Source organism: Neobacillus sp. OS1-32, assembly GCF_030915425.1.
Lineage (GTDB): Bacteria > Bacillota > Bacilli > Bacillales > Cytobacillaceae > Neobacillus > Neobacillus paridis.
Genome location: NZ_CP133263.1, coordinates 1,479,123 through 1,492,192, shown reverse-complemented (window position 1 = coordinate 1,492,192; position 13,070 = coordinate 1,479,123). Strand labels below are relative to the sequence as shown.

At 38.5% G+C, this 13,070-nt stretch carries 7 protein-coding genes and 1 pseudogene; all 8 read left to right on the top strand.

Features of this window, described 5'->3' with window-relative positions; all coding sequences use genetic code 11:
* Positions 1-23: 23 nt before the first annotated feature.
* The gene (gene pglZ, locus RCG24_RS07600) at positions 24-1,961 is read left to right on the top strand and encodes a BREX-3 system phosphatase PglZ (protein WP_308078799.1); all 1,938 of its coding nucleotides are present in this window, start codon (positions 24-26) and stop codon (positions 1,959-1,961) included.
* 14 nt (positions 1,962-1,975) lie between these two features.
* On the top strand, positions 1,976-2,686 hold the full coding sequence (locus RCG24_RS07595; protein WP_308078798.1) for a hypothetical protein: 711 nt from the start codon (positions 1,976-1,978) through the stop codon (positions 2,684-2,686).
* 47 nt (positions 2,687-2,733) lie between these two features.
* Positions 2,734-5,940, top strand: coding sequence for a DEAD/DEAH box helicase (locus RCG24_RS07590; RefSeq protein ID WP_308078797.1), 3,207 nt, complete (start codon positions 2,734-2,736; stop codon positions 5,938-5,940).
* Positions 5,941-6,170: 230 nt separating this feature from the next.
* Positions 6,171-6,359 (top strand): annotated as a pseudogene (tnpA, locus tag RCG24_RS07585) (IS200/IS605 family transposase); the annotation flags it as partial.
* Positions 6,342-7,709, top strand: a complete 1,368-nt coding sequence (locus RCG24_RS07580) for a DUF7281 domain-containing protein (RefSeq protein WP_308079136.1) — start codon at positions 6,342-6,344, stop codon at positions 7,707-7,709. The pseudogene tnpA and the gene RCG24_RS07580, both read left to right, overlap by 18 nt.
* Complete coding sequence (locus tag RCG24_RS07575) at positions 7,685-9,118, top strand: hypothetical protein (protein ID WP_308078796.1); 1,434 nt, start codon at positions 7,685-7,687, stop codon at positions 9,116-9,118. The genes RCG24_RS07580 and RCG24_RS07575 overlap by 25 nt, the downstream gene beginning before the upstream one ends.
* Positions 9,108-9,776: a hypothetical protein gene (locus RCG24_RS07570; RefSeq protein ID WP_308079135.1), complete on the top strand. Its 669-nt coding sequence runs from the start codon at positions 9,108-9,110 to the stop codon at positions 9,774-9,776. Before RCG24_RS07575 ends, RCG24_RS07570 begins: the two co-directional genes overlap by 11 nt.
* Positions 9,773-12,985: an AAA family ATPase gene (locus RCG24_RS07565; protein ID WP_308078795.1), complete on the top strand. Its 3,213-nt coding sequence runs from the start codon at positions 9,773-9,775 to the stop codon at positions 12,983-12,985. The genes RCG24_RS07570 and RCG24_RS07565 overlap by 4 nt, the downstream gene beginning before the upstream one ends.
* The last annotated feature ends 85 nt before the right edge of the window (positions 12,986-13,070 follow it).

Genomic DNA, 13,070 nt, shown 5'->3' with positions numbered 1-13,070 from the left:
TGTAGGGCAAGGAGAAGATGAGAATGGCCAATTGGCGTGACCAAATTTTGAAACAATTCAATGCGAATAACGCATTGTATCTTGTCCTTGACAATGATCAGCTACTTTTAAATGAATGGATACTTGGAAAATTGAAAGAGGAAAATATTCATGTAGTTAATTTTAACGAAAGTATTTTATTTCGGTATGAATTTGAACGTGATTATCGAACCAAAATTGAAAATAAAAAAATCTGTCTCCTTGTTAGAGCTGAAGGGCAAGACTATAATGTTTTTCCCTATGATTTAATTCAGTCGGGGCAGCGAACGCGCTTAGATGTTTCGATTATCTTTCCCAAATTCTCAACACCTGTTATCAGGGAGCTTGATAAAGAAGTATATGATGCCTTGTATGCCGCCCAGGAGCGGTATCAAGGCTCTTCTTCTGATAAAGAAACTTTGGATTTTATTGCAAAAAATATTTATAAGTTGCCATATGATATGATCCATAGCCGGGCTGAATTGTGGAAATTGTTATTGACGATTCATTATGAATTAGACTCTGTCCCTAAGGTTATAAAAAGATTCGTTATTGATAACTTAAATCTAAAGACTGATTTAAGGAAACTTCCTATTCAAGATTTGGTAATGTCCGATCATTTTTTTTATAAATATTTAGAAGATGAGTGGAATCATTTTGTAGACCAAATTAATCAATTTCCACTGCAAAAAAATGGTGTAGCAATTGAAGAATTCGCGGAATATTCTGCCCATTCTTTTTCTAATCCACTTATTCGGAGTATTTTAGATAATTTATTTTTGGAAGGGTTAATTAAACGTGTAAAAGGGTATCAGCCTGCTAAATTCCCAGCCTGGATGCATGTCGGGATTGAAATAGATAATGGGAAAGATAATGATGAAAAATTAAAATATCTCTACTTACAGTTAAAGGATGCTAAACTCTCTGAAAATAGGTATAAGGATTGGACTAAGATTGCTCAAGCTTATGGGCAGTTAAAGGCTCTTTCGTTATCAACAGGTTTGTATTCTCAAGAGGTAAATGGAATAAGCAATATAATAGATGAACATTTTGAAAAATGGATGCTTCATCAATATGGTTCGCTGATATCGTTACCTCATTTGCCGGTTCCAAAAATGGTCCACCAGATACCTCATTATATTGCAAGCCATAATGAGGATAAGGTTGCTTTATTGGTAATGGATGGAATGAGTTTTGTCCAATGGTTTCAGATACAGGATCATCTAGCAAAGAACGGATTATCTTTTAAAGAAAATGGGGTATTTGCCTGGGTGCCTACGCTTACAGCAGTGTCCAGACAAGCGATATTTTCTGGACTTAGTCCATCTTATTTTGCTAATTCTATATCAACAACAAACAAAGAATCTTCTGCTTGGTCTACTTTTTGGGAGGATAAAGGAGTCCCACGAATAAATGTCTCTTACCAAAGAGGTTTAGGTCAGGCTTTCTATCAAAGGGACAATATCTTACCATTAAAACAATCTAATATAAGGATTTACGGAGCGGTCATAGACATTATCGATAAAGTTTTACATGGTGCGGTTCAAGGATCAAAAAGTGTTTTTTCCGAATTAAAGATTTGGTTGGAAACGAATTACCTACTAAAACTTATTCAAGATTTGCAAAATGAAGGTTTTACGGTTTATATAACTGCCGACCATGGAAATAGGGAAAGTGTCGGAATTGGAAGAATAAATGAAGGAGTTATTGCTGAGACAAAAGGTGAACGGGTCCGTATTTATGATTCAGTAGAATTACGAGATGCGGCTGCAGAAAAATTTGATCAATCAATTAAATGGCACGATATTGGCTTGCCGGAGAAATTTCATGTACTATTAGCTAAGGATAGTTTAGCCTTTGTGAATAAAGGGGAGACCATTATAAGTCATGGCGGTATTAGTATGGAGGAAGTTATTGTTCCTTTTATTAAAGTAATTTCTTAAACTTGAGGTAGATTATGATGGCAAAACCAATTGGATTTGATCAAAAGGTGTTACTGCATCACCTTGATTTTACTGCAAATGAAGCACGTAGATTGGAACGAAAGGAAATGTATGAGGTTTTGGATAATTTCCTTCGGGCGGATATTAAAGGTGCCAAATCTCGTAAAAATGCGATTACCATGTTAATGAAAATATGGTATTTGGTAGAAGATTCTCATATTGTTATTCGTGATCGTGCTCTTGAGATGCTGCCTTTTTTAAAACCAGAAGAGAAGGTTTTGCTCCATTGGTGTATGACGATGTTGGCTTATCCTTTCTTTAGAGATTTAATTAAGGAAATGGGACGTCAACTCCGAATGCAGGATACTGTTCCTAGTCAGGTTTTAGGGAAAAAAATGAAAAGTCTTTATGGTGAGCGTCGCCGCGTCGAAGTAGCCACTAGTGCAGTCTTAATGAGTATAAAGTCATGGGGTATAACTGAACTTCAAAAGAATCGTGCTTATTCATTGTTAAAAAAAGTGGAAATCCATTCACAGGAATTGTTGCAGTTGATAGCGGAGGTATTGCTTACTATTAATGATTCGCATATACTCCCGATTGAACTAATGAACAACAATGTCCTTTTCTTTCCGTTTCATTACAACATTTCAGCAAGCGTTTTAATGAAAAATAAGTTTGAGCTTATAAAAAGCATTGATATGACGATGGTAGAATTGAAAAGCTAATTCCCTTATTCCTGTGAATAGGGGTTCTTTTGTAGGAGGGGATTCCTATGTTGAAAATTGGTGATATAGTCAAGGGGCCGCAATTTCCCGAGACAGTGGAAATTAAGAAATGTGAAGCAATCGATGATACTTTTTATGTGATTGAAGCGATAGGGAGAGATTCGAATCAATTCTTTGAACTGTTAGTAGAAAAAGATGCATTTAATTCAATGAAGCGATTAAATACGCCTGAAACCGAAAACCAACAATTAAATTCGCGGGATATCCACCATTACTTGCTTTATAATGCAATGCAAAATGAAGCGATGTATGCGAAGACAAGGGCATTAGGGAATGCAAATGTCTTACCATTGCCACACCAAATTGAAGCAGTTTATGGACGAATGCTGCAAGTACCGCAGGTCCGATTTTTATTGGCGGATGATCCAGGGGCAGGAAAGACAATCATGTCTGGGATGCTTATTAAGGAACTAAAAGCAAGGCATAGTGTCGAGAGAATATTGATATTGGTTCCACCTCTTGTTCTTAAGCAATGGCAGGAAGAATTACAGGAAAAATTCCAAGAGTCATTCCATATCATTAATCGGGCCGTTATGAATGAATATGGGGGTAAAAATCCATTTATTTCAAACAATCATTGCCTAGCTTCTGTCTATTGGGCCGCTAAGGATGATGTTAAACAGCTAATTAATGAGGCCCAATTCGATTTAATTATTGTTGATGAGGCCCATAAGATGGCGGCTTATACACATGGAACCATCAAGAAAAAGACGACACGGACAAAGCTTTATCAGTTGGGTGAAATGATTTTAAGAAAAGTACCGAATTGTTTGTTACTTACTGCGACTCCTCACAAAGGTGATATGGAAAATTTCCGCCACCTAATGAGGCTCATTGATGAAGATATTTTTTCATGTACTGGCGTTAATGAAACCCTGAGGGAGAAAAGCAATCCGTTCATAATAAGAAGATTAAAAGAGAACTTGGTGAATTTTGATGGCACTCCGATTTTCTCGAAGCGGACGACAAAAACGATCCAATACCACTTAACAGATGAGGAACTTGACTTATATGATACTGTTACCAACTATGTAAGAGACCATTTCAATCGAGCAATGAATAATGGCAATAATAGTACAGCATTTGCCATGATGTTATTGCAGCGTCGGCTTAGTTCCTCAATTGAAGCAATTCATTTGTCATTGGAACGTCGTTATAAACGTTTAAAAAAGCTTCATCAACAAACCGTGCAGGAACGGAATAAATATTTAAAAATGCTCGAGAAATTAGATTTAACCGAGTATAACGAGGAGTCTAACGAGCAACAGGAGCAGTTGGATAAAAGGCTCGAGCAGGCAATCGATATGATTGACACGGTAGAACTGGAGCTAGAATTAAAAGAACTTAAACGGTTGTTAGCAAAAACCACCCGTCTAAAAAATTATACAATTGAGAGGAAATATCAGGAACTTGAAGAAATGCTATTTGGGATTGATGGGCTGCTCCACAAGGGAGAAAAGATATTAATTTTTACTGAAGCTGCCGATACATTATATTATTTGGAGCGTAAGTTATTAGAGCGGGTTCCCGAAGTGGCCAAAATTGTCGGAAGTTTCTCAATGGATGAGCGAAGACGGCAGGTTGAGATGTTTCGGAATGAATGCCAAATTATGATTGCTACAGATGCCGGCGGTGAATCCATTAACCTGCAGTTTTGTAATCAAATGATCAACTATGATATACCATGGAACCCAAATAAGTTGGAGCAGCGGATGGGGCGTATCCACCGTATTGGTCAAAAGAATGAAGTTTTCATCTTTAATTTAGTGGCTCAAAATACTCGTGAAGGTCATGTAATGAAGAGACTGCTTGAAAAGATGGAAAAAATGAAAGAAGATTTAGGTTCGGATCTTGTTTACAATTTTATTGGTGAAGTTTTGGAAGACCATTTTGAGAGCTTGTCTTCTTTAATGCAGGAAGCAATATTACATCGGGAGAAGTTGGATGACGTTGTTTCAAGAATGGACAAAGCCATTTCAGAAGAAAACTTAAAACTGTTAAAAGTGTTGAAAGAAGAGCGACTGGATGAGGAAACAATTGACGTACCATCACTCAAGCGTGAACAAAGTGATATAACCATTAAGAAGATTCCATATCGTATGCACGACTCGTTTGTGGATTATATTTTAAAAAAGCGAAATGTACGTATTTTAGAATCAAATGAGGGCAAAGTGAAGCGAATCGAGCGAATTCCAAAATTCCTTCGTGAATCATTTCCACAGTTAAACTTGAGTAATTCAGAAACTTACAAATACACGGGATATAAGGAATATGTTGAACCGGATATTGCATTGATACAAGAGGATCATCCGATTTTCCAATTGGCTTTAGAAATGACCAATATAGAAAGTGGAAAACATGCGCTTAGTCGTTATATGGTTTCATATGATGTATCCGAGCCGCTTAATGTTGAAATATACAGTCTTTCCGTAAACGATGGAACTGGGAAGGAACTTCAAAAGACAATCATTTATTTGGCAAAAAGACAGGACGGCTCGATTATTCAATTAGACCCATACTGGTTATCGCTAGGCCAGTTTGAAGACCCATTAACTGAACTTAATGTTCTGCAGAACTCCGAAATGATGAAGAAAGCATTGGCTGCCGCGATTAAGGTTAGGGATAATGTTCGGGAAAAGAGGGAAGTTCAGTTAAATAAATTATCGAACTACTTAACAAAAGCTTTTAACAGCCAATATAACGATACATTGTCCAAATTGGAAAAATATCAAATGGAGAATGTTGATAACAAAAATTCAGCGCTAATCAACCAAATGAATGCGCAACTCATTGATATCGATGCTAAGAAGGAAGAGCGAACAGCATTAATAAACCGTCAAAGAAACATTACCATGAAGCCTCCTAAGAGGATTATTCAACTGGAATTAATACCAACTGGAAGATCAAACCGAGTTTTGGCAGCGGATTATCAACAGATCGTGGAGAAATACGAAAAACAAAATGGCCGCCAAAATGTTAAAATGTTTGATAATTTGGCGTTAGTTGATTTTTATAGTGAAAGATTCACTGGCGAGGAAAGATATATTATTATCACTAATGATAGCGGCTTTACATTTACAGAAGAGCACTTGGAAGACTTGGGTGAAATTTTGGAGAAGTTCTACATTTATGTAGTACAGAATGGGCAAGTAGTAGAGGAACGCTCGGTCAGGGAAGAGATGTTTTTATTTTAAGATTTGGTTCAAATGAATGAATTAGATTAATCGATTCCTGTTTTAAAAGATTTAATAAATGGACTTAATAAAGCCTCCATTTCAGGAGGCTTTAATAATTAGTCTTTTTAAACCACAGGCTCTGCCTGTGTGCAAACAAAACTTGTAGAGTTGTACCAGAAAAAAACTCCAATCGTTATAATAGAAGATGGCCGTCAAACCAACTTCAAATAACGAGAGGAGTCCTGCTCATGTCGAGCGACAATAGTTTATCACATACAAGGTGGAATTGTAAGTACCATATCGTTTTCATTCCAAAATATAGAAGGAAAATTGTGTACGGAAAATTAAGAAAAGATATTGGAGCGATTTTAAGAAAACTATGTGATATGAAAGATGTAGAAATAATCGAAGCATACGCAATGCCAGATCATATCCATTATAGGAATTTGTTAAAATTATACGTAAAGGAAGAAAATGAGGAAAGAAACATGTTAAAACAAAATGAAATGAATTTTATTCAAAAATATATCTTGAAAAGTGGGGAACAGCTCGATTTTTCGATGAATGGTGATACTTTTATTGATGTGAAAATAATCAAACGGACGGAAAGAACCTTTCGATTGACGGGATTATTAACTTTCGCTCAAATGAATAGTGAAGAACTTGAAGAAGTTGATGAAGAATTATTAAGGCTCAGCCTGACACCGAAGAAGAAACTTCAGCTGGAAGACCATCATCCAAACACGATAAAGTGGTTTGAACAAGGCTGGATCATGAAAGAAATCCGTTTTAAAAAAGATGGTAAAACACCTGATTCTCAAAGCTATAGGATGGGCTTTCGATTGTATTGCTATCATCAAGAACAACTTCGTGTAAAAGAAGCGAGACTGGAAGAGGAATTTACCAGCTGGAAAAATAACTCGGTTATGCTGGTTGAGGTTCCTTCCAAGTTCTCGGAGGAAAGAAGAAGCAGTGCTATCCAAGCATGCCAAGCGTTCATTCATGAACTGTGCCGGCTCCAAATTAACGATCTTAATGACTACTTTTCTGTAACTTGGCCAGTTTCTAAGAAACTAAAATTTCTTCATTTTTTATCCGCTTTTTTACAGCTATGCCTGCAAAAGGAAGAGTTCGATTGGAAAGAGATTGGTGCTGGCTATTATAAAGAAATAGGCGGTTCCAAGCAATTCGACGCGTATAAGGAAGAATTTCTTGAACAACTGGAAATCATTACACAATGCCCAGCAGCCTTATTGGGGATGATCAGCCTCGGCAAAATCACTCCGCTCTATTTTTCAGGACAAATAATCGGGCAGTACTCTACCTATCAATATGGTCCGGTTCATGCGTTGACAGATCTATCAATCTCTGAAGAAAACTATTCAACCAATGCAACGAACATCTGGCTTGTTGAAAATCGGGCGGTATTAACACGGATGGCTGCTGAGAAGGATTTCTTAAAAGAAAATCATTCGCTCGTCATCTGTGTGGACGGGCATGTCCGTTCTTCACATAGGCTTTGTGTAGAACAGCTGTTAAAAAACAGCAGTGTGGAGCAGGTGCTCATTTGGAGTGATTATGATCCGGACGGGTTGCAGATTGCAAAGGAATTGTACTCCATTGTCTCTCATCAACTGCTGATAAAATGGATTACAGCAGATGGGGAGACGTTGACAAACTGGAAGAAATACGAAAACTATATGCAGGTATTCCTAAAAAATAAAAGGATGGAACAAGAAGTAGTATTAGGAGGTGCAGCACAATGGAAAAAGTGGATCAATCATTGATTTCCATTTTCAAAGCTGATGAATCAGCTCCGGAAGTGATGCAGTCGATGTGGGATATTGCCTCCTTATCGGGAGTGTTGGGAGATTTAACGTCACAAAATACATTTCAATCGCCGGTGGAAATATTGCGTTTTCTGCGTATTATCCAATTAATCAATGAGGAAGCCCTTGGATTGGATGACCCGATTGAAAATTCGGAGACCGTTTATTATCGCTACCGGAACCGCTATTCCGACCCGGAACCGCCTAGTAAAAAGAAGGTCGATCAGGTTATTAATGTCCTGCTTAAATATAATTGGATTTCAAAGCAATCACGGCTATTGAAAATGCGTGATACCGGAAAAAGAATGATGGATGCCCTTATTCGTTTGGCGAATGACTCGTTAGCATACTATCTTCACGACGACATTGGCCGAGCGCTTTTTCAAGCGAGACGTGATGCAGAATTGAGCGAAGCCTATGATGATCACGGCATTTCCGGAGGCAACAAAATTGCCAGCATGGTCCGGAATGTGGAGAATGCCCTGCAGATCATCAAAGAACGTGAGCTGGAATTACTGGCCGACCGCAATGCGCTTCCGCAGCTTGAGGTGATTCATCAATTAATGCAAGAGCTTGAAGGAAAGCTGCAGGAACGCTTCCGCCAGTTTCAAACACTCGAAGAAAGCTTAGTTCTCTCTGATTTAATGCAAAAAGGAACAGCCATTCTTGCTGAGGGAACGAACTTAAGCTTAGGAATGATTAACAAGTATTTAAAGTTTACGCATATGCAAAAGACACCGCTGTCTTCCACCATTCGGCCGGAAAAAGTACGTGAATTTATCATTCAGATGTACAATCCTCCACTTGAATCAGACATCCCGAATGTTTTTCAATTATTCAGCTTTATGGAACAAAATCAGTACGAGGATGAGGCGGTAGACGGCATGTGGTTTCCGGTTAAATTTGCTCCTTCCCTGCCGCCAGAAGCGATTGATGAAGCTGTTCATTATTTAGAAACGTATGAGCCATATGTGTCACCGTTGGATGTAACGGACGAAGAGATTGATTTTATTGCGGAGGAGATTTCTGAGGAGGAATTGGACGAATTAATGGGAAACTCCAATTGGCTGCTGACGAAATCAATGATTAATACAGAAGCCATTGAAGCTTTTTTTGAAGATCATGAAGAAGCGCCGATGGAGCAGGTCATCATTGAAGCGACTTCATCCGAATGGGGCGATGCCATAAATGCCATTACGGCGATCTCAGCTTTAGTAGGGAATAAAAAGGTTACGATAACGAAAGCGCACGAAAATATCAATCTGCCAAAATATGAACGGAAATGGGAGTGGTTGAACCGTGACGATGAATCCAGCATTATCAGGAAACGAAATAAACGAATCGACTCAGATAAAAATGAAGAATGATGAACTGAATGTGAGTCCCCTCAATGTGATGCAGTCTTTAAAAGGAGTCCTAACGGAGGAAGAGGAATTGACCTTTATGAACATTTTATTTTCATCCTCCGCTTCAATCCGTTCAGGGAACTTTGGGCTTTCTAGAAAAGAAGTAGAGAAGCAGCTAAAAATCCAAGGGAATGAAGAAAAATTTCATTCTTTTTTAACAAGAGTCAATCAGGCGCTCAGCCGTTACATGAGGGTCATTTATGATGAACGGCGCGACCAGGTGATTGTAATGATGAGAGTGCCGGCAAGAGCAGCCCGCAATACACTGACAAAAGAAAGCCTGGCCATTCTTCTGTATATGTTTTATCAGCAGGAGGTTTTGCAGCAGGAATTCACACTTTTTGATACTCTACTCGATGCATTTGGCCATGAAACCACAAAAGCCAATCAGCGAATCTTGATCAACCTTGATCCCCTTAAGAAAATTGGTGCGATTGAAGAGTACGATACCAATTCTCAGGAAAAAGCCTATCAGCTGACGGCAATCGGTGTTCATATGTTTTCAGACTCTTTCTTAAGAAGAATGACGGAGTTCAGCCAGTCCAATCAATTAAATAAAGAAGAAGTGTTGAAATTTTTTAAACGATATAACTTATATCAGAAAGGGGAAAACGAATGATTCCATGGCGTTTTCAATTTACAGGGATTAGAGACTATTCCCCAACATTAATCGATTTATCTGGTGCCAATGACCATATTATGATTACCGGACCAAATGGAGCAGGAAAGTCAACGATTACCTTTTGTATGGGGGCCGTTTTATATTCCGCAAAAGTTGACGTCGAGGGTTTAAAATCACGAAATTTACCCATAGACCAAACGTGGAAGGCGAGAATATCCTTCCTTTTCAAAAATGATGGCTTAATGAAGATAGATGCTCCTGAGTATATTGAATTCACCTTAAAAATTGTCCAGGATCCGGGACAGCCCGTGAAAAAAGAATACAGTATTTCTACCGGAGATCGGATTGATGAATGGGAAGAAGTAATACGCTACACTTCAGGGGATCGTGTGTTTAATTTTTCTGCCTACAAACGGGACCTGCAATATAAATATAAGGTCGATCCCGATCTCTTTTATTTAATATGGTATCAGCAGGAAGTAAATCAATTTGCCGTCATGCATCCCGAGGAGCGCTTCCGTATTTTTAGCGAAATGCATGGGATCGATCGGGTGCAGCGCGATTGGGAAGAAAGCATGGAAAAGGTGAAAGATACAGAGGAAACGGTCCGCATTGCCGAAACGAACGTAAAGCTTTTGAAACAAGAGCTATCAATGAAAAAGAGCGCATTAGACCGCTTTTTGGATAATCAAAAACGGCTTCATGAAGGCGGGAGGCTTTATATTGAATCATTGCTGCTTTTGGAAGCCCATTACAAGCAGGAAATTTCCCGGTTAGAGGAGTTAATTGCCCAATTTGATGATGATATCAGTGAGTCTAAAGATGATCTGATTGTAAAAAAGAGCTTAAAAGAAAAAGATGAGCAACAGTTGGAAGCTTATAGAACTGACCAAGAACAGCTGGATTTAAAGATTCAAAAGGAACAGCAAAAAGTAAAGGACACAGGCGTTGTCCTTAAACAGATCCAAGCAAGAATTGAAGCCCTTAATGTGGAGCTAGAAGAGATTACGGTGCGAAAAAAACAGATTATGAGAACAGAAGAAGAAGTAAAAGCAGCGCTAGCAGCTGTTTTAGCAGAGCTTGAGCAAATCAGCCAAAGCTTGGAGCAGAACAAATCGGCATTACAAATGAAAAATACCTTGTGGAAAAAGAAGGTGGAACTGACAACCCGCCTTAAACAAGAAATTGAGTCGGATGAAAGATTAAAAGTGATCCATCTTGAGAGACTGCAGCAATATGGAAGCAGCTATAAGGTTCAAGAGAAAATAGATAGGCTGGATAAAAGAGTGGAAGGTAATAAGGATCACAAGTACAGCCTATTAAGAAAAAGGGACGAGCTTCAAGAGGAGTACAATTTGCTTGTGGATGAGCGCAATTTATCGTCCAGGCAGCAGGAATCAATACGCTATTTCCGTGAGCGGCAAATCAAAGCCTATCCTCTCCGTGAATTAATCGAGTTGGACGAGGCGGCACAGGTGAAGGATGAGCATTTGTTTGAAGCAATCAAATATACCATCTTTTTTGACGGTAAGGAGTGTACACCGCCAAATGATTTATATCATGTGCCATTAATGACAGTTAGACCAGAGCGTGTAATCACCAATCTGCCGGCACTTCATTTGAAGGTGAAAGAAACCCTTTTGGAACAAGACCTTCCACAGGCCATGAAAGCATTATGGTGGGTGGAACAATTTTTTAAAGACAATCTGTTCGCGATTAACAATGGGGTATTAATCGACCCGATGGGAATCCGTGGTTCCCAGGAGAAAAATCAATATATTTTAAGTGTAAAAGCCTTAAAGCACAGGAAGCAGGAAGTAGAGAAGCTGTTAATCGATTTGAATTCGAAGCTGGAAGTTATTGAAACAGAAATAGCCGAGGATACGAAATCCATCCAAGAGCTGAATAGTGTCATTCATCAGGTGAAGGAATCTGAAGCATTTATGGTTGCCGAACACGAGCGGGTATTTCGGAAACAGAAATATGAGGATGAAATAGCCGCGCAAAAAACGATTGAAGAAGAAATTGCGAAATTAAAGGAAGCGGAAAGTGAACTATTAAAGATGCAGGCAAGGCAATCCTTTTTTAAAGGCGTTTTAGACGATGAAATGGCTGTATATATTGAACTAGGAAAAATGAAGGAAAAATATGAGGAACGGAACAGTCTGCAAAAGAAGGCCGACGAAGAAAAAGAGTTTTTGAAAAAACAAAAGGATATAATTGAAAGCCTTGAAGATGATTTTGATGAGTTGGACCGAAAAATGACGAAGCTGGAGCGGGATATTCGAAACTGGAATGATCATCTGGAGGATGCCAAACGAAAAATTTCTACTCTCGAAAAACAACAGAAAAACTATTTCGATGATAAGGAAGCGGCGCAATTAGAGCTTGTTAAAACGATTAAAGAATTAGAGGATTTGAAGTATTTAGTCCCTGATATTTATACCACTACGGCTGCTGAAACTTCCATTGAACAACTGCCTTCTGTTGCAAAAATAAAACAAAACCGAGAAAATGGGAAAATTGAGTTTCAGAATGCACGGACAGAATCGGGTATTGACCCTGCAGCCGAAGAAAATTATCAAACAGTCAAACTTGAATATGAGCGGCTTGACAATGAATACAAACGGACAAAAATTTTGCTTGAACAGGATATCGAGCGAATGGAAAACCTGAAGGAGCAGCTGGAAACAACAATTAATATGCGTGTGCTCGAGCTTCAGAAGCGTTTTAAATATTATATGAGCCAGTTTCAATTTGAAGGTGAAATCAGCTGGGAATCAATTGAAGACAGAAGAAGTCGCACTCATTTTTATTTGTATATTAAAGCTCGTAAAGAAGGTCATCGCGGTGCTTTAGAGGATGTAAGTGTTAAAGCCAGAGGGGGAAAAGTGGGCAAAGGAGTATCAGGGGGAGAGGAATCTTTAAGCTCTTTACTATTTGCTTTAGCTCTTTTACAAAATCTCCAAACAACCCCAGGCTTTATTGTTATGGATGAATTTGACAGTGCGCTAAATGAGATCCGCAAAGTGAAGGTATTTGATTTGTATGTGCAGGAATTAAAGAGAAAACTGGTTATCCTGACACCGAAGTCCCATGAGCCGCAATATTTGGACAAGTTCGCAAAAGCATTTGTTGTCCAGCATGACCCAACCATCCCGCGAAGCAAAGTTATTGGGCTTGTGAAAAGTGTTGGGATTAATTGATTAAAAAGGTCAATTTCATTCCATAAATTTAATACTTTGAAAGGCACTACAAGTAGGCAAATATCTATCTTTAGTGCCTTTCATA